Source organism: Falsiroseomonas ponticola (genome assembly GCF_016805305.1).
Taxonomy (GTDB): Bacteria; Pseudomonadota; Alphaproteobacteria; order Acetobacterales; family Acetobacteraceae; genus Falsiroseomonas; species Falsiroseomonas ponticola.
Map to the genome: position 1 here is coordinate 397,358 of NZ_JAERQN010000005.1, position 20,671 is coordinate 418,028.

Annotated in this window: 21 protein-coding genes; 16 read left to right on the forward strand and 5 right to left on the reverse strand. The window is 71.6% G+C overall.

Going from position 1 to position 20,671, the window contains the following annotated elements:
* Positions 1 to 6: 6 nt before the first annotated feature.
* Complete coding sequence (locus JJI54_RS17480; protein ID WP_203074293.1) at positions 7 to 912, reverse strand: hypothetical protein; 906 nt, start codon at positions 910 to 912, stop codon at positions 7 to 9.
* A 234-nt stretch (positions 913 to 1,146) separates the two neighbouring features.
* On the opposite strand from JJI54_RS17480, the gene rfbC reads away from it, so the two are divergent.
* The 6 genes from rfbC to JJI54_RS32775 all read left to right on the forward strand — a co-directional run bounded on the left by rfbC (position 1,147) and on the right by JJI54_RS32775 (position 8,410).
* On the forward strand, positions 1,147 to 1,752 hold the full coding sequence (gene rfbC / locus JJI54_RS17485) for a dTDP-4-dehydrorhamnose 3,5-epimerase (RefSeq protein WP_203074294.1): 606 nt from the start codon (positions 1,147 to 1,149) through the stop codon (positions 1,750 to 1,752).
* A 13-nt stretch (positions 1,753 to 1,765) separates the two neighbouring features.
* Complete coding sequence (locus tag JJI54_RS17490) at positions 1,766 to 3,097, forward strand: NAD(P)H-dependent oxidoreductase (RefSeq protein ID WP_203074295.1); 1,332 nt, start codon at positions 1,766 to 1,768, stop codon at positions 3,095 to 3,097.
* Positions 3,098 to 3,179: 82 nt separating this feature from the next.
* On the forward strand, positions 3,180 to 4,163 hold the full coding sequence (locus JJI54_RS17495; protein WP_203074296.1) for a Bug family tripartite tricarboxylate transporter substrate binding protein: 984 nt from the start codon (positions 3,180 to 3,182) through the stop codon (positions 4,161 to 4,163).
* Between the two features lie 170 nt (positions 4,164 to 4,333).
* Complete coding sequence (locus JJI54_RS17500; RefSeq protein WP_203074297.1) at positions 4,334 to 5,413, forward strand: GSCFA domain-containing protein; 1,080 nt, start codon at positions 4,334 to 4,336, stop codon at positions 5,411 to 5,413.
* Between the two features lie 58 nt (positions 5,414 to 5,471).
* Positions 5,472 to 6,248, forward strand: coding sequence for a hypothetical protein (locus tag JJI54_RS17505; protein WP_203074298.1), 777 nt, complete (start codon positions 5,472 to 5,474; stop codon positions 6,246 to 6,248).
* Between the two features lie 104 nt (positions 6,249 to 6,352).
* Entirely contained in the window at positions 6,353 to 8,410 is a 2,058-nt protein-coding gene (locus tag JJI54_RS32775; protein WP_203074299.1) for a methyl-accepting chemotaxis protein, read from the forward strand.
* Here the strand turns inward: JJI54_RS32775 and JJI54_RS17515 are convergent, their stop codons facing one another.
* Genes JJI54_RS17515 through JJI54_RS17525 form a run of 3 tightly spaced genes read right to left on the reverse strand, consistent with a single transcriptional unit; the run spans position 8,411 to position 11,104 of the window.
* A complete protein-coding gene (locus JJI54_RS17515; protein ID WP_203074300.1) occupies positions 8,411 to 8,758 on the reverse strand; it encodes a hypothetical protein in 348 nt (115 codons plus the stop codon). It abuts the gene before it with no gap.
* On the reverse strand, positions 8,751 to 9,815 hold the full coding sequence (hemB, locus tag JJI54_RS17520) for a porphobilinogen synthase (protein ID WP_203074301.1): 1,065 nt from the start codon (positions 9,813 to 9,815) through the stop codon (positions 8,751 to 8,753). Before hemB ends, JJI54_RS17515 begins: the two co-directional genes overlap by 8 nt.
* Positions 9,812 to 11,104, reverse strand: coding sequence for an O-acetylhomoserine aminocarboxypropyltransferase/cysteine synthase family protein (locus JJI54_RS17525; protein ID WP_203074302.1), 1,293 nt, complete (start codon positions 11,102 to 11,104; stop codon positions 9,812 to 9,814). Before JJI54_RS17525 ends, hemB begins: the two co-directional genes overlap by 4 nt.
* Positions 11,105 to 11,344: 240 nt before the next feature.
* On the opposite strand from JJI54_RS17525, the gene rpiB reads away from it, so the two are divergent.
* The 10 genes from rpiB (at position 11,345) to JJI54_RS17575 (ending at position 19,896) form a co-directional block, all read left to right on the forward strand.
* Positions 11,345 to 11,803, forward strand: a complete 459-nt coding sequence (rpiB, locus tag JJI54_RS17530; RefSeq protein WP_203074303.1) for a ribose 5-phosphate isomerase B — start codon at positions 11,345 to 11,347, stop codon at positions 11,801 to 11,803.
* Positions 11,803 to 13,101, forward strand: a complete 1,299-nt coding sequence (glyA, locus tag JJI54_RS17535) for a serine hydroxymethyltransferase (RefSeq protein WP_203074304.1) — start codon at positions 11,803 to 11,805, stop codon at positions 13,099 to 13,101. The genes rpiB and glyA overlap by 1 nt, the downstream gene beginning before the upstream one ends.
* A 167-nt stretch (positions 13,102 to 13,268) precedes the next feature.
* Positions 13,269 to 13,721, forward strand: a complete 453-nt coding sequence (nrdR, locus tag JJI54_RS17540; RefSeq protein WP_092960063.1) for a transcriptional regulator NrdR — start codon at positions 13,269 to 13,271, stop codon at positions 13,719 to 13,721.
* A 23-nt stretch (positions 13,722 to 13,744) separates the two neighbouring features.
* A complete protein-coding gene (gene ribD, locus JJI54_RS17545) occupies positions 13,745 to 14,827 on the forward strand; it encodes a bifunctional diaminohydroxyphosphoribosylaminopyrimidine deaminase/5-amino-6-(5-phosphoribosylamino)uracil reductase RibD (protein ID WP_203074305.1) in 1,083 nt (360 codons plus the stop codon).
* Positions 14,828 to 15,430: a riboflavin synthase gene (locus tag JJI54_RS17550; RefSeq protein WP_203074306.1), complete on the forward strand. Its 603-nt coding sequence runs from the start codon at positions 14,828 to 14,830 to the stop codon at positions 15,428 to 15,430.
* On the forward strand, positions 15,427 to 16,545 hold the full coding sequence (ribB, locus tag JJI54_RS17555) for a 3,4-dihydroxy-2-butanone-4-phosphate synthase (protein WP_203074307.1): 1,119 nt from the start codon (positions 15,427 to 15,429) through the stop codon (positions 16,543 to 16,545). The genes JJI54_RS17550 and ribB overlap by 4 nt, the downstream gene beginning before the upstream one ends.
* Before the next feature lie 47 nt (positions 16,546 to 16,592).
* Positions 16,593 to 17,075, forward strand: a complete 483-nt coding sequence (gene ribH, locus JJI54_RS17560) for a 6,7-dimethyl-8-ribityllumazine synthase (RefSeq protein ID WP_203074308.1) — start codon at positions 16,593 to 16,595, stop codon at positions 17,073 to 17,075.
* A complete protein-coding gene (gene nusB / locus JJI54_RS17565) occupies positions 17,072 to 17,575 on the forward strand; it encodes a transcription antitermination factor NusB (RefSeq protein ID WP_203074309.1) in 504 nt (167 codons plus the stop codon). Before ribH ends, nusB begins: the two co-directional genes overlap by 4 nt.
* A gap of 150 nt (positions 17,576 to 17,725) precedes the next feature.
* Complete coding sequence (thiL, locus tag JJI54_RS17570; RefSeq protein WP_203074310.1) at positions 17,726 to 18,685, forward strand: thiamine-phosphate kinase; 960 nt, start codon at positions 17,726 to 17,728, stop codon at positions 18,683 to 18,685.
* Entirely contained in the window at positions 18,685 to 19,896 is a 1,212-nt protein-coding gene (locus JJI54_RS17575) for an MFS transporter (protein WP_226381841.1), read from the forward strand. The genes thiL and JJI54_RS17575 overlap by 1 nt, the downstream gene beginning before the upstream one ends.
* Positions 19,897 to 20,008: 112 nt before the next feature.
* On the opposite strand, the gene JJI54_RS17580 is transcribed toward JJI54_RS17575, so the two are convergent.
* On the reverse strand, positions 20,009 to 20,569 hold the full coding sequence (locus tag JJI54_RS17580) for an outer membrane protein assembly factor BamE (protein WP_203074311.1): 561 nt from the start codon (positions 20,567 to 20,569) through the stop codon (positions 20,009 to 20,011).
* Between the last annotated feature and the right edge of the window lie 102 nt (positions 20,570 to 20,671).

Below are 20,671 nucleotides of genomic sequence, written 5' to 3' on the forward strand. Positions count from 1 at the left end.
GGCCGCTCAGGTCGCTGCGGCGCCCGGCGGCGGCTCCGCCGGCGCGCGCCGGCGCCGCACCCACCCCGCGATGCCCCGCACGACGATGCCCGCGCGGCGCTTGATGTCGCGCAGACCCTCCTTCGCCTCCGCCCGCCAGAAGAAGGGCTTCACGGGGTGCCAGAGCATGTCCGGCCGCCTGCCCATGCGGTAGAGCGCCGGCTTGAACACCAGCGTCCCGGGGGCGAGGTGCACCTGCTTCGGGCAGTTCAGGTAGAAGCGCCCGCGGTAGCGCGCCGGCGTGAACTCGCCCTCTCCGCCCAGATCCACTACGGAAAGGCCCCGCGCCAGCGCCACCGTGCCCCAGGTCGCCTCGCAATGCCCCGCCCAGCCGGCGCGATAGGCGGCATCAATCGCCGCCACCATCCGCGCGCTGGCCCGGAAGATCGGCAGGAAGACCCGGAGCGAGCGATGGTCGTCGAGCGGCTCCGGCGCCGCCAGGCTCGGCCAGTTGAACCAGCCGGGATCGTCCCGCCGCCGCAGGACGGAGGAGATGAGCAGGTCCGCCCCCTCATCCTCGAAGGCCGCGAAGAAGCGGGACCAGGGGCCGCTGAAGCGGACATCGTATTCGATGGCCCAGTAGTCGTCATAGCCGGGATGGGCGTTGAAGGCGTGCAGCGCGATCAGGTCCGTATGCCCGCCGCGCCAGAGGTCCCAGTCCGGCCCGCCCGCCTTGCCGGGATAGGCGGGGTTCCGCAATTCGCCGGTGGGGACGACGTGGTGCGCCACGCGGGCCAGGCGCTTCGGCAGGGCCACGCCCCGCCCCTGGTGGAACACCACCATGGGCGTGATGTGCGGCGGGCAGCCCGCGGCGATCTCCCGGAAGGCCCTTTCGCACCAGCGGTCGAAGAAATGGGTCTGGAAGACCAGCAAGGCACGCCGCCGTCCCTGGTGGTGCACTGACAACCTTCCCCGGTGATCGATGCGCGGGGAACACGCTCCCCCGGGCAGCCGTTCCGGCATCGCTTCGTCACGAAACCCGGAGGGGCGAAACCGCCGCCCCCGCCGCGCGTCCTGCCGCTGTCGTTTCAGTCACGACGGGTTGTCGCGCGGCCGTTTTCGGGGAGATCGAGGGATGGGCAGCACCAGCGCCGGACGCAGCGCGCCATGACGAGCCTGGCACCCCCCAGGCCGGCCACCGGCAGCATCCGCTTCCAGCCCACCCCCGTCGCGGGCTGCTTCATCATCGACCCCATCCGCCGCGGCGATGACCGCGGCTTCTTCGCCCGCGCCTTCTGCGAGGCCGAATTCGCCGCCGCCGGCCTCGAAAGCCGCTTCGTGCAGGCCAACAACTCGCTGACCCACAAGCCGCTGACGCTGCGCGGCCTGCACTACCAGCTGCCGCCCGCCGCCGAGGTGAAGCTGGTGCGCTGCCTGGCCGGCGCGCTGTTCGACGTGGTGGCGGATCTCCGCCCCGACAGCCCGACCCACGGCCAGTGGTTCGGCGCCACGCTGACGGCCGAGAACCGGCAGATGATGCTGGTGCCGCGCGGCTGCGCGCATGGCTTCCTGACGCTGCAGCCGGATACGGAGGCGCTCTACCTGGTCAGCGCCGCATATGCGCCGCGGCAGGAACGCGGGCTGCGCTACGACGACCCCTTCCTGTCCATCGAATGGCCGGAGGAGCCGGCGGAGCTGTCCGCCAAGGATGCCGCCTGGCCCGCCTACGATCCCGCCTTCCACGGGACCGAACAGCTGCGCGGCCTGATGTGAGCGGGGACATCGCATGATCATCGTGGACCGGCTCCTCGCCGAACGTGCCGCCGCGGGCCGCCCTGTCCGGGTCGGCATGGTGGGCGCGGGCTTCATGGCGCGCGGCATCGCCAACCAGATCGTCAATTCGACGCCGGGCATGGACCTGGTGGCGATCGCCAACCGCACCCTGGCCCGCGCCGCCGCCTGCTACGCGGAAGCCGGCATCACCACGCCGCGCGCCGTCTCCTCCGTCCCGGCGCTGGAACAGGCGATCCGGGATGGCCGGCCCGCCATCACGGACGACCCGATGCTGCTGGTGGAGGCCGAGGGCATCGACTGCCTGGTGGATGTCACCGGCGCGGTGGAGCATGGCGCGCGCGTCACGCTGGCCGCCATCAAGGCGCGGCGGCCCGTCGTCTCCATGAATGCGGAGCTGGACGGCACGGTGGGCCCGCTGCTGCGGCGGATGGCGGATGAGGCGGGCGTGATCTTCACCGGCAGCGACGGCGACCAGCCCGGCGTGCAGATGAACCTGTTCCGCTTCGTGAAGTCCATCGGCCTGACGCCGCTGGTCTGCGGCAACATCAAGGGCCTGCAGGATCCCTACCGCACGCCGGTGACGCAGGCCGCCTTCGCCGCGAAATGGGGCCAGGACCCGCACATGGTCACCAGCTTCGCGGATGGCACCAAGATCAGCTTCGAACAGGCCATAGTCGCCAATGCCACGGGCATGACCGTCGCGAAGCGCGGCATGCTGGGGCGCGACCATGCCGGCCATGTCGATGAGCTGACGCGGATGTACGATGTCGCGGAACTGCGGCGGCTCGGCGGCGTGGTGGACTATGTCGTGGGATCGAAGCCCGGCCCCGGGATCTATGTGCTGGCCACGCATGACGATCCGAAGCAGCGCCACTACCTCAACCTCTACAAGCTGGGGGAGGGGCCGCTCTACAGCTTCTACACCCCCTACCACCTCTGCCATTTCGAGGTGCCGATCTCCGTCGCGCGCGTCGTGCTCTGCGGCGATGCGGTGATCCAGCCGCTCGGCGCGCCGATGGTCGATGTGGTGGCGACCGCCAAGCGCGCGCTGCGCGCGGGGGAGGTCATCGATGGCCTGGGCGGCTTCATGACCTATGGGGAGGCGGAATCCTACGCCACCTCCCGCGCCCAGGGCCTGCTGCCGATGGGTGTCGCGGAGGGCTGCCGCCTGAAGCGGGACCTGCCGAAGGATGCCGCGCTGACCTATGCCGATGTGGACCTGCCCGCGGGCCGGCTGATCGACCGGCTGCGCGCGGAGCAGGACGCGATGTTCCCCGCCACCGCATCCAACGACAGGCAGGCGAGGGTCGCGGCCGCCGAGTGACGCCTTGACGGGGGGGCGGGCCCGGCGGAGGGTTTCCTTACAGCGCCGCAATCCAATCGACGGCGCGACCGGAGGAAACCCCATGCGCCTGACCCGCCGCGCCCTCGCGCTCTCCACCGCCGGCCTGCTCGCCGCCCCCGCGCTGCGGGCGCAGGGCGCCTGGCAGCCCACGGGGCCGATCCGCATCATCGTGCCCTTCCCCGCGGGCGGCACCACGGACATCCTCGCGCGGCTCTACGCGCAGCGCCTGGGGGAGACGCTGCACGTCTCCGTCGTGGTGGAGAACCGCGGCGGCGCGGGCGGGTCCATCGGCGCCGACGTCGTCGCCAAGGCGGCGCCGGATGGCCAGACGCTGCTCTTCCACAACCTCACCTTCTCCACCACCACCGCCGCGCTGGAATTCGTCGGCCGCGCGCCGCATTCCATCGAGCGTGACTTCGCCCCCATCAGCCTCGGCGCCAATGTGCCGATGATGCTGCTGGTGAACGCCCAGGTGCCCGCCACCAACCTGGCGGAGCTGATCGCCTGGGCGAAGGCGCAGTCCTCGCCACCCTTCTACGGATCGACCGGCCCCGGCAGCACCATCAACCTGATCGGGGAGGTGCTGAAGCGCGACGGCGGCTTCGCCATGGAACACGTCCCCTTCCGCGGCGCGGCACCCCTGGTGCAGGAGATGCTGGCCGGCCGCATCGCCTTCGGGGGCGACCAGCTCTCCTCCTCCCTCCAGCACATCCGGGGCGGCGCGCTGCGGCCGATCGCGACGCTGGCCGCGAACCGCGCCAGTGCGCTTCCCAACATCCCGACGGTGCGCGAGCAGGGCTTCGCGAATGCGGAGCTGCTGGGCTGGAACGGCTTCTTCGCCCCCTCCCGCACGCCGGAGCCGGTGCTGGCCCGCCTGCATGCCGAGATCGCCGCCGCCGCCCGCCACCCGCCGCTGGCGTCGCGCATCGCGGAGCTGGGCGCCGAGCCCGGCGGCAACAGCGTGGCGGAGTTCACGGCCCAGGTGCATGGCCAGGTGGCCGCGGTGCGGCCGCTGGTGCGGGACCTGCGCATGCAGGTGGAATAGGCGGCGGCCGGGCCGCCTGGCCCTTCGCGACCTCCGCTTTCGTCAGCGCATGGGTGACCGTCGCCGCCGCCGCGCGGCGGCGGGCTGCGGGAGATCGCGCTTGCGCTTCTGTCACATTGGAGCGATATCGGGTCGACAATAATCGGCAAATGCAGCGAACGGGACCCGGAGTGTCATCACCCTATGACGCTCTCCCCGCGCGCCATTTCTGGCGCAATGCGGTCGCCGGCGCCGCCGCCGGCGCGATCCCGGACCTGTTCCACCCGCGCTTCCCCATCACCAAACTCAGCAATATCGCGACAGCCGGCAGCTGCTTCGCCCAGCATATCGGTCGCTACCTGCGGTCGCTGGGATACAACGTTCTGGATGTCGAGCCCGCCCCGCCGGGTCTCACCGGCGACGCGGCCAAGCGCTACGGCTTCGACCTCTACTCCGCCCGCCACGGCAACATCTACACGACCCTGCAACTCCTCCAGCTGATCAAGGAGGCGATGGGGAGTTTCCGGCCTGGCGATGCCGTCTGGTCCCGCAATGGCCGCTACTACGACGCTCTGCGCCCGACGGTCGAACCGAACGGCCTCGCGCGGGCGGAGAGTGTCCGGGCCCACCGGGCGAAGCATCTGCAGAACTACCGCAAGCTGCTGGAAGGCACCGACCTGCTGGTCTTCACCATGGGCCTGGTCGAGGCGTGGATGCACGCGCCGTCAGGGACGGTGTTCCCCACCGCGCCCGGCGTGGTCGCCGACAGCAGCGTGCCCTCCGAATACGTCCTCAAGTCTTTCAACTACAACGAGATTACGGGCCATCTTCTCGAGATCTATGAAATCCTGCGCCGGATCCGCCCCGACATCCGGATCCTGCTCACCGTCTCGCCGGTCCCGCTGACCGCCACCGCGACGGACGACCATGTGCTGGTCGCGACCACGCATGCGAAGGCCGTGCTGCGGGCGGTGGCGGGCCAGCTGAAGGCGGACCATCCCGCCTTCGACTACTTCCCCTCTTTCGAACTGATCTCGACGCATACGAACCGCGGCCGGTGGTACGCGCCCAATATGCGCGAAGTGACCAGCGACGGCGTCGGCTACGTCATGCGGCACTTCTCCGAGGGCTATGGCGAGGTGGCGGCCCAGCCGGCGCTGCCGGCCGCGCCCGCGCTGCCAGAACTCGACGCCGATGAAGCCGCCGAGGCGGTAATCTGCGACGAGATGCTGCTGGAATCCTTCGACCGGTCTTACGCCCAGGCATCCTGACATCATGCGAATCTGTGTCTTCGGAGTCTCCCACCGCCTGGCGCTCGAGGAAGGCTGGATGAGCCTCCGGGCCGACGGGATCGATATCGGCGCGCAGATCGCCTTCGCCCCCGCCGGCTACCGGCCGCTGACGCTCGACGAGGCTGGCGTGCCGGTGCGCGACTACGCCTTCGCCGACGGCATCGCGCATCTCAAGCCCTACACCAAGGGGCGGCGGCGCTATGTCGAGGATCGCGGCTTGAAGGACGGCGTGGTGCTCCGCGATTTCGATGCCTTCGTCATGGTCGGCGCCATCTGGTCCGGCGTAGCCACGCGTCTCTATGCCCATTGCCGTGCGGAAAGCCATTCGCCGCACGGTGCCTCGCAATGCGTCTCCGACGAATGCTTCCAGGACGCCATTGCCGCCAAGCTGCGCGCCTCGGCCAATTGGCAATTCGTCAGCGACCTCCGTGAAGCGACCACGGCGCCCATCGCCGTCATCGCCGCGCCGCAGGTGGTGGAGCGGGGATATGCGCGCAGCGACGACCGCCGGAAGATGCTGGAGCGCCTGCGCACCAACCGGGATGAGGAACGGCTGCATGCGAGCTGGCGCGCCGCCGTGCTCGGTCTGGCGGGGCCCGGCATCGACCTGATCGATCAGGCCGCCGAGACCCTGGTCTCCCCCTTCGTTAGCCGCGACATCTTCTCGGTCCCCGACTCCCTGAACATGCAGGGTGAGGTCGTGAACGACGATGGCCACCTGAACGACGCCTATGGCCGCATCATGCTGCGTGAATGCGTCGCCTGGGCCAATGCCGCCCTGGCCCGGCGGGGGGCCATGGCCGCGGTGGCGTGACCGCGGCGGGGCGTCTTCCGCCCCGCTTCCCCCGGCTTAAGGGCCGGTCAAGAGCCCTGCGCTACTCTGCCGCCGCCCCGCATCCCCGCGGGCGAGGCATCTTCATGCGCATCCGCCAGGTCTTCCTCCTCTCCACGCTGCTCGGCTCCATCGTCGGCGTCGCCGCCGCGGTGCTCTTCGCCATGGCGCAGTGGTCCGCGCTGCGGTCAGACCGGCAGGCGCTGCGGGACAGCCGCCTGCTGGTCCAGGCGCTGCGGCTGCCGGAAGCGCTGAACTTCGAGCGTGCCTTCATCAACCCCCTGCTGGTGGCCCCGCCCCCCGCCACGGCGGAGCAGACCGGCCCGGTCCGCCAGCAGATCACGGCCGGCGACGCCGCGCTGGCGGAAGCCCGCACCCTGGCCAGCGGGGCGGAGGACCTGGCCGCGCTGGACCGGCTGCAGGCCAGCATCGCGCGCCTGCGCGGCGCCGCGCTGGCGGCCATCGCCCTGCCGCGGGAAGCCCGCGATGCGGGCCTGATGCGCGACTATGTCGGCCAGATGTTCGTGGCGCAGGAACAGGCGGCGGCCTTCGCGGCTTCCGTCCAGCGGCGCATCGCGGCGGCCGGCGGCACCATGGGCCCGGCCGCGCGCCTGTCGCTGCTGGCGTGGGAGATGCGGGACCAGGCCGGGCGGCAGGTGACGCTGGTGGTGCGGGCCGCGGGGCTCCGCCTGCCGATGGAAGGGGAACTGGCGGAACAGGTGGCGCTGCAGCGCGGCCGCGTGGATGCCGCCTGGTCGTCGCTGCGCGAACTGGCGCTGGAAGTCGGCAGCCCCGCGGTGAACCAGGCCATGGCCGGCATCCAGAACGGCTATTGGAGCCGGGGCGGCGACATGTATGCGCGCTACGTCCAGCCCGGCCGCGGCGCCCCGCCCGCCACCACGGTGGACGAGCTGTTCCGCGATGTCGTCCCGGTGCTGAACACCATCACGCCCCTGCGCGATGCGGGGCTGGCGGAGACGCTGCGCCGGGCGGAGGCGGCGATCGATGCCGCCGAGCTGCGCTTCACCCTGGCCTGCCTGCTGGCCGCCACCTCCATCCTGGCCAGCCTGGCCGGCGCCTGGTGGTTCAACCGCCGCGTCGTCGCCCCCACCGGCCAGCTGACCCGCGCCGTGCGGGACCTGACCGCGGGCGCGCGCCAGGTGGCGATGCCGATGCAGGACCGCGGCGACGAACTCGGCGAACTCGCCCAGGCCATCGACGGCATGCGCCGCGACGCCGTGGCGGCGGAAGCCGAGGCGCGCGCCAGCCTGGTGGCGGAACAGGCGCGCGCCGCGCGCGGCACCGCCCTGGAACAGGCCGCCCGTGCCTTCGAGGCCGAGGCCGACCGCGCGCTGGCCGCCGTGACCCGCGCCACGGGCCAGCTGCAGGACCAGGCGCGCACGCTGACCGCCGCGGCCGGGGAAGGCAACCAGCAGGCCGATGCCGTGGCCGGCGCCGCCATGACGGCGTCGGAGAACGTGCAGGTCGTCGCCGCCGCGATCGAGGAACTGACCGCGAGCATCGCGGAGGTGCATCGCCGCGTGGCCGATGCCGCGCGCATCGCCTCCGGCGCCGCCGGCGCGGCGCGGGACGGCAACACGGCCATGACCAGCCTCGCCGACAGCGCCAGCCGGATCGGCGACGTGGTGAAGCTGATCAGCGACATCGCCGGCCAGACCAACCTCCTCGCCCTCAATGCCACCATCGAGGCGGCGCGCGCGGGCGAGGCCGGCAAGGGCTTCGCGGTGGTGGCGCAGGAGGTGAAGGCCCTGGCCTCCCAGACCGCCAAGGCGACGGAGGAGATCTCCGCCCAGATCGGCGCCATGCAGGGCGCGACCGATGGCGCCGTCTCCGCCATCCGCGCGATCGGGGAGACGGTCGGCCAGCTGGAAGGCGTGACCGTCGCCGTGGCCGACACCGCCCGCGAACAGGCGGAGGCGACGCGCAGCATCGCGGAGGCGATCAGCCGCGCCGCGACCGGCGCGCAGGACGCCGCCCATCACGCCGATGCCGTGCGCCACGGCGCCGGGCGCACGCGGCAGACGGCGGAAGCGCTGCAGGGCGCGACCGGGGAACTGGCCAGCCGCGGCGATGAGTTGCAGTCCGGCGTCCAGCGCTTCCTGACGGCGCTGCGCGCGGCCTGATCAGCCCGCGATCCGGCGGGCCAGCCGCGCGGGCGGCCTGGCCCGGTCGAGATCCAGCCAGCCGAGCCGGAGCCGCAGCTTCTGCAAGCCGGTCAGCGCGCCGGCCGGCGGGGCGGGCAGGGGGGTGAGGCGCGCCGCCTCCTCCGCCCCCAGCAGGGTGGCGCGGGCCTGGCGCAGCCCGTGCAGGCGCCACCAGGCCAGGGCCTTCTCCTCCCCCTCCGGCGCGTGGCGGAAGGCGAGCAGCGCATCCACCTCCGCCCGCTGCGCCCGCAGCGCCGCCACGGCCGGGGTCTCCGGCCGGTCGGACGCCCCGTGCCACGGCCGGCGGAGGGGGATGGGTTCAGGCACGGCGCAGCGCCTGCGCGGCTTCCACCGCGAAATAGGTCAGGACACCATCGGCGCCGGCGCGCTTGAAGCCGAGCAGGCTTTCCATCATGGCGCGTTCCCGGTCCATCCAGCCACGCTCCACCGCCGCCATGATCATCGCGTATTCGCCGCTGACCTGGTAGGCGAAGGTCGGCACGCTGAAGGCATCCTTCACGCGGCGGACGATGTCGAGATAGGGCATGCCCGGCTTGACCATGACCATGTCCGCACCCTCGGCCAGGTCCAGCGCCACCTCGCGCAGCGCCTCGTCCGAATTGGCGGGGTCCATCTGGTAGGTCTTCTTGTCGCCGCCCTTGAGGGATGCGCCGGACCCCACCGCTTCCCGGAACGGGCCGTAGAAGGCCGAGGCATACTTCGCCGCGTAGGACATGATCCGCGTGTGGATCAGCCCCCGCGCATCCAGCGCGGCGCGGATGGCGCCGATGCGGCCATCCATCATGTCGGACGGCGCGATGACGTCGATCCCGGCCTCCGCCTGGATCACCGCCTGGGTGCAGAGGATGTCCACCGTCTCGTCATTCGCGACATACATGCCCCCCGGCCCCGCCCGCAGCACGCCGTCATGGCCATGGTCGGTATAGGGGTCGAGCGCCACATCCCCGATCAGGCCGAGCTGCGGGTATTCGTGCTTCAGCAGCCGCGCGGCGCTGCACATCAGGTTCTGGGGGTTCTTGGCCTCAGTCCCCTCGCTGTCCTTCTTCTCGGATGGCGTGGCCGGGAACAGCGCCACGGCCGGCACGCCCGCCGCGACGGCGGGCGCGACGTGATGCGCGAGGCGATCCAACGTCACGCGCTTGACGCCGGGCATGGAGGCGACCTCCGTCTCGATGCCCGTCCCCTCGATGACGAAGATCGGCCAGATCAGGTCATCGACGGAGAGCTTGTTCTCCGCCACCAGCCGCCGCGTGAAGGCATCCACGCGGTTGCGGCGCGGGCGGATGGCGGGGAAGCCGCCGCCCGCCGCCAGGATCGGTGTCGCGGGACTGGTCTTGTCGCCAAGGGGGGCAAACTTGTTCATGCGGCTGCGTCCAGGGCCTGGGAGAGGTCGGCCAGGATATCGTCGATATGCTCGATGCCAATGGACAGCCGCACATAGCCCGGGGAGACGCCGGAGGCCGCCTGTTCCTCCGCGTTCAGCTGGCTGTGGGTGGTGGTGGCGGGGTGGATCGCCAGGCTCCTTGCGTCGCCGATATTGGCGACGTGGTAGAACATCCTGAGCGCCTCGATGAACTTCTTTCCCGCCTCGGCGCCGGCCTTGAGTTCGAAGCCCAGCAGCGACCCGTAGCCGCCCTTCAGCGCCGCATCCGCCCGGCGCTTCGCTTCCCCGGTCATCAGGCTGGGATGGGTGACGGAGGCGACGGCGGGGTGGCTGGCCAGGAAGGACGCGACCTTGATGGCATTGGCGCAGTGCCGCTCGATGCGCAGCGGCAGCGTCTCCAGCCCCTGCAGCGTCAGGAAGGCGTTCATCGGCGCCATGGGCGCGCCGAGGTCGCGCAGCAGGATGACGCGCATGCGGATGATGTAGGCGATGGGGCCGAGCGGCTTCACCGCCTGGGTCCAGACCGCGCCATGGTAGCTGGGATCGGGCTTGTTCAGCGTCGGGAAGCGGGCGGCATTGGCTTCCCAGTCGAAATTGCCGCCATCGACGACGAGGCCGCCGATGCTGGTGCCGTGGCCACCGATCCACTTCGTCGTGGAATGCATCACCACCGCCGCACCCAGCGCGAGGGGCTTGCACAGCACCGGCGCCGCCGTGTTGTCCATGATCAGCGGCACGCCGATCTTGCGGCCGAGCGCGGCCACTTCCGCGATCGGGAAGACGCGCAGCTTCGGGTTGGGCAGCGTCTCCGCATACCAGCAGCGGGTGCGGTCATCGGTGGCGTTGACGAAGTTCTGCGGATCCACCGGATCGACGAAGCGGACCTCGATGCCGAAGGATTTCAGCGTATTGGCGAAGAGGTTCCAGGTGCCGCCATACAGGTCCGTGGAGGAGACGATGTTGTCCCCGGCCTCGCAGAGGTTCAGCACCGCGAAGGTCGTGGCCGCCTGGCCGGAGCCGAGCGCCAGCCCCGCCACGCCGCCTTCCAGCGCCGTCACGCGCTTCTCCAGCACATCGACGGTGGGGTTCATGATGCGGGTGTAGATGTTGCCCAGCTCCGCCAGGCCGAACAGCCGGGCGGCATGGCCGGTATCCTGGAATTGGAAGCTGGTGGTCTGGTGGATCGGCACGGCGACCGAACCGGTGGAGGGGTCGGCCCGCCACCCGGCATGCAATGCGATGGTTTCCGGGTTCGTCGAATCGACCATGTGCCCCTCCTCCTGCCCGCCTCTGGCGGTGCGATGATGGCCGCATCCATCCACGGGGCCGGGGGTGGGCGCAAGGCAGGATGCAACCTGCCGTGGTGCTGGCGGGGGGCAGGACGGGGGTGCTGCCCCTGGGGGCGAAAAGGGAGGTTTCATCTCCCGCCCCGCGCGGGTCTGGGTTGCGCCCCCAAGGGGTGGGGTCGGTGGTTTCGGCAGGGCACCCGCCGTGGTAGTCCTGCGCCCATGACCCCTGCCAATACCCCGATCGCCCTGGGTGCGGACCATGCCGGCGTGGCCCTGAAGGCCGCGATCCGGGAGATGCTGGAGGCCGCCGGCCACCCCGTGGCGGACCTCGGCACCCACGGGACGGAAAGCGTGGACTACCCCGATTTCGGCGCCGCCGTGGCCTCCGCCGTGGCGGAGGGGCGCGCCCGCTTCGGCGTGCTCATCTGCGGCACCGGCATCGGCATCTCCATCGCCGCCAACCGCAACCCCGCCATCCGCTGCGCCCTGGTGCATGATGTCACGGGCGCGCGGCTGACCCGCCAGCACAACGACGCCAACGTCATCGCCCTCGGTGCCCGCATGACGGGCGTGGAGGTGGCGCTGGACGCCGTCCGGACCTTCCTTTCCACCCCCTTCGAGGGCGGCCGCCACGGGCGCCGCATCCAGAAGATCAGCCCCGGTTGGAGCGCGCCCTGATGAACGAAACCACCCCGGCGGTGACGCCCGCCCGCTTCTTCTCCGCCCCCCTGGCGGAGACCGATCCCGAGCTCGCCGCCTCCATCCGGGATGAGCTGATCCGGCAGCAGGACGGGATCGAGCTGATCGCCTCCGAGAACATCGTCTCCCGCGCCGTGCTGGAAGCGCAGGGCAGCGTGATGACCAACAAGTACGCGGAGGGCTATCCCGGCCGCCGCTACTATGGCGGCTGCGAGTTCGTCGATGTGGCGGAGACGCTGGCGATCGAGCGCGCGAAGAAGCTGTTCGATTGCGGCTTCGCCAATGTGCAGCCGCATAGCGGCGCGCAGGCCAACCAGGCGGTGTTCCTGGCGCTGCTCCAGCCCGGCGACAGCTTCATGGGCCTGGACCTGGCGGCGGGCGGCCACCTGACCCATGGCGCGCCGGCCAACATGTCCGGCAAGTGGTTCAAGCCCGTGCCCTATACGGTGCGGCGGGAGGACCAGCGGATCGACATGGCGGAGGTCCGCCGGATCGCGCTGGAGAACAAGCCGAAGCTGATCATCGCCGGCGGCTCCGCCTATGCCCGCACCTGGGACTTTCCCCAGTTTCGCGCCATCGCGGACGAGGTGGGCGCCTATTTCATGGTGGACATGGCGCATTTCGCGGGCCTCGTCGCCGGCGGCGCGCATCCGTCCCCGTTCCCCCATGCCCATGTCGCGACGACGACGACGCACAAGACGCTGCGCGGCCCCCGTGGGGGCATGATCCTGACGAATGACGAGGCGCTGGCGAAGAAGTTCAATTCGGCCGTCTTCCCCGGCCTGCAGGGCGGCCCGCTGATGCATGTCATCGCCGCCAAGGCGGTGGCCTTCGGGGAAGCGCTGCGGCCGGAATTCCGGGCCTATGCCAAGCAGGTCGTGGCGAATGCCAGGGCGCTGGCGGAGGAGCTGAAGGCCCAGGGGCTCGACCTGGTGACGGGCGGCACCGACAACCACCTGGTGCTGGTGGATCTGCGGCCGAAGAAGCTGACGGGCAAGGCGGCGGAGGGTGCGCTGAACCGCGCCCACCTGACCTGCAACAAGAACGGCATCCCCTTCGACCCGGAGAAGCCGATGGTGACCTCCGGCGTCCGCCTCGGCAGCCCGGCCGCCACCACGCGCGGCTTCGGGGAGGCGGAGTTCCGCCAGGTCGGCCAGATGATCGGCGAGGTGCTGGACGGGCTCGCGAAGGCGAATGCGCCGGACGGGAACGAGGCGGTGGAAGCGGCAGTGAAGGGCCGGGTGCTCGAACTCTGCCGGCGCTTCCCGATCTACTGAGATCGTGATGGTCCCCGGCGCACCCACGAAAGGCGGCCCGCGCACTTCCGCGGGCCGAGCGGCCGAATGGCCGCCGCGCCCAGCGCATCCGCATGGCCCTGCACGCCCGTGCAAGGCGCGAAGGCAAGCGCGCGGAGCGCGCGCCCGCCGTTTGAGGGCATAAAGAGATGCGCTGCCCGTTCTGTGGGAACGAAGACACGCAGGTGAAGGACAGCCGCCCGGCGGAGGATGGCGCCTCCATCCGGCGCCGGCGGTCCTGCCCGGCCTGCGGGAACCGCTTCACCACCTTCGAACGGGTCCAGCTGCGGGAGCTGCTGGTCATCAAGACCGATGGCCGCCGCGTGCCCTTCGACCGCGACAAGCTCGCGCGCTCCGTCCGCGTCGCGCTGCGCAAGCGCCCCTTCGACGAGGAGCGGATCGAGCGCATCGTGTCGGGCATCCAGCGCCGCCTCGAAGTGGAGGCCGACAGCGAGGTCACCAGCCGCCGGGTTGGCGAGGTGGTGATGGAGACGCTGCGCGACGTGGACGAGGTCGCCTATGTCCGCTTCGCCTCCGTCTATCGCAATTTCCGCGAGGCCAAGGATTTCCGGGCGTTCCTGGGCAAGATCGAAGGCTCCTGATCCGCGTGGACGATGCGACTCACATGCGGGCCGCGCTCGCCCTGGCGGCGCGCGGCCTCGGCAATACCTGGCCCAACCCCTCGGTCGGCTGCGTGATCGTGGCGGCGGACGGCCAGGTGGTCGGCCGCGGCTGGACCCAGCCCGGCGGCCGCCCGCATGCGGAGACGGAGGCGCTGAAGCGCGCCGGGCCGCGCGCCCGCGGCGCCACCGCCTATGTCACGCTGGAACCCTGCTGCCATTGGGGCCGCACACCCCCCTGCACGGATGCGCTGGCGGCGGCCGGCATTTCCCGAGTTGTCGTCGCCTTGCGGGATCCTGATCCGCGCGTGGATGGCGAGGGATTCCGCAAGCTTGCCGCCGCGGGCATCGCGGTGGAGGAGGGGCTGCTGCGGGAGGAAGCCGCGCGCCTGACCTGGGGCTTCATCAAGCGGCTCCGCCATGGCCTGCCCCTGGTGACGCTGAAGCTCGCGACCACGCTGGATGGCCGCATCGCCACCGCCGCCAAGGAAAGCCGCTGGATCACGGGGCCGGAGGCGCGCCGCGCCGCCCATGGCCTGCGTGCGCGGCACGACGCCATCCTGGTGGGCTCCGGCACCGTGATCGATGACGACCCGGACCTCACCTGCCGCCTGCCCGGCGGCGTGCCGGTGCCCGCACCGCGCGTCGTGGCGGATGCGCGCCTGCGCATCCCCGCCGGGTCCAGGCTGGTGCGGACGGCGCGGCAGGTGCCGACCCTGGTCTGCACCATCCCCGGCCACGACCCCGCCGCCCTGGCGCCGCTGCGCGAAGCCGGGGTCGAGGTGATCGAGGTCGAGCCCGGCCCCGGCGGCCTTTCCATGCGGGGCGTGCTCTCGGCCCTGGCGGCGCGGGGCATCACCCGCGTCCTGGCGGAGGGCGGGTCCGGCATCGCGGCCTCCCTGCTGCGGGAGGGGCTGGTGGACCGGCTGGCCTGGTTCCACGCGCCGATGGTCATCGGGGGCGATGGAATCCCCGCCAGCTACGCCCTGCCATTGCCCGATCTCGCCGCCGCGCCCAAGTTCCGCCGTGTGGCGGTGCGGACCCTGGGGCCTGACCTGCTCTCCGAATACGAATGCGAGGCCGGCTGAATGTTCACGGGTATCGTCACCGCGCAGGGCACCATCACCGCCATCACCCCGATCGGGGGCGGGCAGGACATGCGGCTTGCCATCGCGACGCCGCCGGGCTGGCTGGCGGGGGCGGCGATCGGCGCCTCCATCTGCTGCTCCGGCTGCTGCCTGACCGCGATCGAGTACGGCGCCGACAGCTTTGTGGTGGAGGCCTCGGCCGAGACGCTGTCCAAGACCACGCTGGGCACCTGGCAGGTGGGGCGGCGGATCAACCTGGAACGCTCGCTGAAGCTCGGCGACGAGATGGGCGGGCACATCGTCTCCGGCCATGTGGACTGCGTCGGCCAGGTGCTGGCCGCGGTGCCGGAGAATGGCTCCACCCGCTGGACCTTCGCCATGCCGCGCGACTTCATCCGCTTCGTCGCGCGGAAAGGCAGCATCGCCATCGATGGCTGTTCGCTGACCGTCAACGAGGCAACGGACGAAAACTTCGGCGTCAACATCATCCCCCACACGGCGGAGGTCACGGGCTTCGGCACGCTGAAGCCGGGTGATTCCGTGAACATCGAGATCGACATGCTGGCCCGCTACGTCGCGCGCCTCGCGGAGTTCAAGGCATGAACGTGCAGCCCCGGACCACCAGCTTCGCGGAGTTCCTGAGCCCGACGGAGGAGCTGATCGAGGAAGCCCGCCGCGGCCGCATGTTCATCCTGGTGGATGACGAGGACCGGGAGAATGAGGGCGACCTGGTCATCCCCGCGCAATTCGCGACGCCGGACGCCATCAACTTCATGGCCAAGCACGCCCGTGGGCTGATCTGCCTGGCGATGGCCCGGCACCGCGTGGAACAGCTCGGCCTGCCCTTGATGGCGCAGTCCAACGGCACGCGGCACGCCACCGCCTTCACCGTCTCCATCGAGGCGCGGGACGGCGTCACCACCGGCATCTCGGCGGCGGATCGCGCCAAGACCGTCGCCGTCGCCATCAACCCGGAGCTGGGGCGGGAGCATATCGTGACCCCCGGCCATGTCTTCCCGCTGGTGGCGCGGGATGGCGGCACGCTGGTGCGCGCGGGTCATACGGAAGCGGCGGTGGATTTCGCCCGCCTCGCCGGCCTCAACCCCAGCGGCGTGATCTGCGAGATCATGAACGACGACGGCACCATGGCGCGGATGCCGGACCTCGTCTCCTTCGCCCAGCATCACGGCCTCAAGCTCGGCACCATCGCGGACCTGATCGGCCATCGCCGCCGGACGGAACGCCTGGTGCGGCGCGTCGAGGAAGGGATGGTGGAGGGCGTGGGCGGCCCCTGGCGCGCCGTCGTCTATACCTCCACCCTGCAGGAGGGCGAGCACGTCGCCCTGGTGAAGGGTGATGTCTCCGGCCCGCAGCCGACGCTGGTGCGCATGCACGCGGCCTCCCTGCTGCGGGACATGGTGGGCGGGCGGGTGGAGCAGGACCTGCATGCCGCCATGCGCATGATCGCGGAGGCAGGGCGCGGCGTGGTCGTGCTGCTGCGGGACTGGCGGCCGGACGGCCTTTCCCAGCAGGTCCGCGCACAGCGGGACCGGCGGCAGAGCGCGCCGGAGATCCGGGACTACGGCATCGGCGCGCAGATCCTGGCCGATCTGGGCTTGCGCGACATCATCCGCCTGTCGGACAACCCCCGCCCCCTGGTGGGGCTGGAAGGCTACGGGCTGACGGTGCTCGAAACCCGGCCCATCCCCAAGGACTGACCTGATTCACGCGCCGGCCCCGCTGGCCGGCGCATCGAGGATTGACGATGAGCACGAAGGACGCGCCGACCCGCTCGGCCGCGACGATCCCCGGCCAGCCGCCCCGGCTGCTGGTCATCCAGGCCCCGTATTACGCGGAGGTCGTCGGCGGCATGCTGGCCGGCGCCCGGCGGAGCGTGGAGCAGGCGGGCGGGGTGCTGGAGGTGGTGGACGTCGCCGGCGCCTTCGAACTGCCGGCCGCACTCCGCATGGCGATCGCCGCCAACCGCGGCTGGGATGGCTACATCCTGCTGGGCTGCGTGGTGAAGGGCGAGACGGATCATTACGACTTCATCTGCGACGCCGTCTGCCACGGCGTCATGGCGATCTCGGCCGAGACCGGCGCCGCGCTCGGCTTCGGCCTGCTGACGGTCGCCACCCTTGACCAGGCCATCGCCCGGTCGCGCGACGACGGCATGAACAAGGGCGTGGAGGCCGCGCATGCGGCGCTGACGCAGGTGGCGCTGGCGCGCCGCTGGGGGCGCGCATGAGCGGCGCGCGCGAATCCGGCCGGCTACAGAAGGGCCGCCCCCGCACGGGCGCGCGGCTTGCCGCCGTGCAGGCGCTGTTCCAGTCGGAGCAGGCCGGCGAGAATCCGGAGACGGTGATCCAGCAATTCGTCCGCCACCGCCTCGGCCCCAATGACGCCGATGAGGGGCTGGGGGAGGGCAGGGTGCCCGACGCGGATGCCAAGCTCTTCGCCCGCATCGTGCGGGACACGGCGTCCCGCATCGAATCGCTGGACGAGACGATCGGCAAGGCGCTGGCCAAGGACTGGCCGCTGGAGAAGCTGGACCCCGTGCTGCGCGCGCTGCTGCGGGCGGCGGCGGCGGAACTCTCCACGCCGCATGAGCCGCCGGCGCGCGTCGTGATCAACGAATACCTCGACATCGCGCATGGCTTCTTCGTGGGCGATGAGCCGCGCTTCGCGAATGGCGTGCTGGACGCGCTGGCGCGCACGCTGCGGGCCGATGAATTCGCGCGGCCTTGATGGCCCGCAGGGGAAGCGCCGCGCCCCCTGCAACCCCCTCGCCAAGCGCCGGAAGGCCCTTGGAACCCTTGCATTGACGATGGTCCAGGGGGCTCTGCCCCCTGGCGGATGGGGTGTGGGGAAGGCAGGGCCTTCCCCACGGTGTCGCGGATGACCCTCCCCCCCGAATTCTCCCTCATCGCCCGCCACTTCCTGCCCCTGGCCGGGGAGGGCGCGCTCAACCTTGGCGATGACGCCGCGCTGCTGACGCCACCCCCCGGCCGCACCCTGGTGCTGGCCGCCGATGCCATGGTCGCCGGCGTGCATTTCCTGCCCGAGGACCCGCCGGAGACCATCGGCCGCAAGCTGCTGCGGGTGAACCTCTCCGACCTCGCCGCCATGGGCGCCACGCCGCTCGGCTACCTCATGACCTGCGGCTTCGCCCGCGGGACGCCCGACGATTGGATCGCCGCCTTCGCCCGCGGCCTGGCGGCGGACCAGGCGGAATTCGGCCTTTCCGTGCTGGGCGGCGACACCGTCGCCACGCCCGGGCCCGCGACCTTCTCGCTCACCATCCTCGGCCATGTCGCGCCCGGCCAGGCGCTGCGGCGCGCGGGAGCGAGGGCCGGCGATGATGTCTGGATCTCCGGCACCATCGGGGATGGCGCGCTCGGCCTGCTGGCGCTGACGGGGCGGCTGCCGGCCGACGATCACCTGGCGGACCGCTACCGGCTGCCCAGGCCCCGCCTCGCCCTCGGCCAGCGCCTGGCGGGGCTGGTGCATGCGGCGATGGATGTCTCGGACGGGCTGGTGCAGGACCTCGGCCACCTCGCCCGCGCGGCGGGGCTCGGCGCCGCGCTCGATTCCACGGCCATCCCGCTCTCGCCCCCCGCCGCCGCGGCGCTGGCCGCCGACCCGGCGCTGCTGCCCCGGATCCTGGCCGGCGGCGATGACTACGAACTGCTCTTCGCCGCCCCCCCGGCCAACGCCGCCCTCATCCGCGATGCCGGCATGGAGGCAGGGGTGGCGGTGACGCGGATCGGGTGCTTCATGGCGGGCGAAGGCGTCCGCGTGACGGATGCCAGGGGCGGCGAGGTGCCGCTGCCCCGGGGGGGATGGAGCCACTTCTGATGTCCATGACGACCGCTGCCACGGCCCCTGGCGATCCGCGCGAGGATGCCCGGATGAAGCGCGATGTCTGGCTGCTGTTCTTCTGCCAGGCGCTGATGAATGCCTCGGTCGTGGGGCAGGTGGCGATGTCCGCGCTGGTCGGCTTCAGCCTGGCTTCCGACAAGTCGCTGGCCACCCTGCCCATGGGCATCCAGATGGTCGCCACCATGGCGGCCTCCATCCCGGCCGGCATCGTCTTCGCCCGCCTCGGCCGGCGGGCGGGCTTCATGCTGGGCGCCGTCGCCTCGCTGGCGGGCTGCCTGACCTTCGCCGCCGGGATCTGGCAGCACAGCTTCTGGCTCTATGTCGCGGGCGGCATCCCGGCCGGCATCGGCTTCGGCATCGCCCAGCACTACCGCTTCGCGGCCAGCGAGGTCGCGAGCCCCGCCTATCGCCCGCGCGCCATCGCCCTCGTCATGGCGGGCGGCGTGCTCTCCGCCATCTTCGGGCCGGAGCTGGTGAAGCACAGCAAGGACATGGCGCCGCCCTTCCTCTTCCTCGGCACCTACCTGATCCTGGCGCTGCTGCCGGTGGCCTGCATGGTGCTGCTCTCCCTGGTCCGCCTGCCGCCGGCGCAGCCCCGCCAGGTCAGCCCGACCCCGGTCGGCGAGATCATCCGCCGCCCCGCCTTCATCGCCGCCGCCCTGACCGCGGCCGTCGCCTACGGCACCATGAACCTGGTCATGACCTCCACGCCGCTGGAGATGATGGCCTGCGGCTTCGCGGTGACCGCCAGCGCCACCGTCATCCAGCTGCACGCGGTCTCCATGTTCGCGCCGGGCTTCGTGACGGGGCGGCTGATCGCGCGCTGGGGGGCGCGGCCGATCGTGGCGGTGGGGGCGGTGCTGAACGCGCTCTGCGTCGCCGTGGCGCTCTCCGGCCAGCAATTCTGGCACTTCACCGGCGCGCTGGTGCTGCTCGGCATCGGCTGGAACTTCATGTTCGTGGGCGCCACCACGCTGCTCGGCGAATCGCACAGCCCGGCGGAGCGGGTGCGCGCCCAGACGGCCAACGACTTCATCGTCTTCGGCACCGTCGCCTGCACGGCGATGGGATCCGGCGCCGTGCATGCCGGCGCGGGCTGGAACGTGCTGAACCTGCTGCTGCTGCCCGCGCTGGCGGTGGCGCTGGCGGTCACGCTGTGGCCGCGACGGGCGATGAAGCCGGCCTGAGGCCGGCGCCCGCACAGGTTCCAGCGCCGGCCGCGACGCTGAAGCCGGTCCAGGCCCTTGTCGTCACGCAGGGGCCGGGTCGCCGGGCGATTCCGCCCGGCCTGACGATGCTCTAGCGAGAGGTGGGGGAGGGCGCGCCGACCGTATTGGCGGCGCCGGCGCCCAGGCCCGGGCCGAGGCGGCCGAGATTGCCGAAGAGCTGCTGCAGCAGCGTCCGGTCATTGCCAGGGGAGGGCGTGACCCGGCTGACCACGCGCACGTCCCGCGCATCGTCCTGGCCCAGGCGCTTCACTTCCCGCACCGTGCCGCGGCCGTCGAACAGCACCGCGATCACGCGCTGGTCCTCCAGCGACAGGGTCTGGCCCGGCCGCTGCCGGGTGACGCCGCTGATGTAGTACCAGGCGCTGTCGTCGAAGGTCCCGGTGACGGAAGGCGAGCCGAGCAGCGCCTCCACATCGGCGCGGGAGGACACGCCGACCGTGACCTGGGCCAGCGTCTCCTCATCCACCTGGTGGCCGCGGATGGTGCGCGGGCTTTCGAACAGCCCACCGCCCGGCACGCTGGGCAGCCAGGAGCATCCGCCCGTGGCCAGCAGGGCAATGACGCCCAGGGTGGCGCCGAACCCGCGCGCGGGGCGACGCGAAACGTTGACCGGGTGGCGGTGGCGCTCCATGTGGGCGGTATTCCACCCCCGCGCGGCGCGGTCAACGGCCCTGGCCCCTCGGGCCCGGGCGGCCAGGCGGGGTTGGCCGCGCCGCCCATGGGGGCGGCATCG

Excerpts from the sequence above, each read along its gene's own strand:
- rfbC (WP_203074294.1), top strand. The coding sequence starts at position 1,147 with ATGACGAGCCTGGCACCCCCCAGGCCGGCCACCGGCAGCATCCGCTTC.
- JJI54_RS17490 (WP_203074295.1), top strand. The coding sequence starts at position 1,766 with ATGATCATCGTGGACCGGCTCCTCGCCGAACGTGCCGCCGCGGGCCGC.
- JJI54_RS17495 (WP_203074296.1), top strand. The coding sequence starts at position 3,180 with ATGCGCCTGACCCGCCGCGCCCTCGCGCTCTCCACCGCCGGCCTGCTC.
- JJI54_RS17505 (WP_203074298.1), top strand. The coding sequence starts at position 5,472 with ATGAGCCTCCGGGCCGACGGGATCGATATCGGCGCGCAGATCGCCTTC.
- JJI54_RS32775 (WP_203074299.1), top strand. The coding sequence starts at position 6,353 with ATGCGCATCCGCCAGGTCTTCCTCCTCTCCACGCTGCTCGGCTCCATC.
- hemB (WP_203074301.1), bottom strand. The coding sequence starts at position 9,815 with ATGAACAAGTTTGCCCCCCTTGGCGACAAGACCAGTCCCGCGACACCG.
- JJI54_RS17525 (WP_203074302.1), bottom strand. The coding sequence starts at position 11,104 with ATGGTCGATTCGACGAACCCGGAAACCATCGCATTGCATGCCGGGTGG.
- rpiB (WP_203074303.1), top strand. The coding sequence starts at position 11,345 with ATGACCCCTGCCAATACCCCGATCGCCCTGGGTGCGGACCATGCCGGC.
- glyA (WP_203074304.1), top strand. The coding sequence starts at position 11,803 with ATGAACGAAACCACCCCGGCGGTGACGCCCGCCCGCTTCTTCTCCGCC.
- nrdR (WP_092960063.1), top strand. The coding sequence starts at position 13,269 with ATGCGCTGCCCGTTCTGTGGGAACGAAGACACGCAGGTGAAGGACAGC.
- ribD (WP_203074305.1), top strand. The coding sequence starts at position 13,745 with ATGCGGGCCGCGCTCGCCCTGGCGGCGCGCGGCCTCGGCAATACCTGG.
- JJI54_RS17550 (WP_203074306.1), top strand. The coding sequence starts at position 14,828 with ATGTTCACGGGTATCGTCACCGCGCAGGGCACCATCACCGCCATCACC.
- ribB (WP_203074307.1), top strand. The coding sequence starts at position 15,427 with ATGAACGTGCAGCCCCGGACCACCAGCTTCGCGGAGTTCCTGAGCCCG.
- ribH (WP_203074308.1), top strand. The coding sequence starts at position 16,593 with ATGAGCACGAAGGACGCGCCGACCCGCTCGGCCGCGACGATCCCCGGC.
- nusB (WP_203074309.1), top strand. The coding sequence starts at position 17,072 with ATGAGCGGCGCGCGCGAATCCGGCCGGCTACAGAAGGGCCGCCCCCGC.
- thiL (WP_203074310.1), top strand. The coding sequence starts at position 17,726 with ATGACCCTCCCCCCCGAATTCTCCCTCATCGCCCGCCACTTCCTGCCC.
- JJI54_RS17575 (WP_226381841.1), top strand. The coding sequence starts at position 18,685 with ATGTCCATGACGACCGCTGCCACGGCCCCTGGCGATCCGCGCGAGGAT.
- JJI54_RS17580 (WP_203074311.1), bottom strand. The coding sequence starts at position 20,569 with ATGGAGCGCCACCGCCACCCGGTCAACGTTTCGCGTCGCCCCGCGCGC.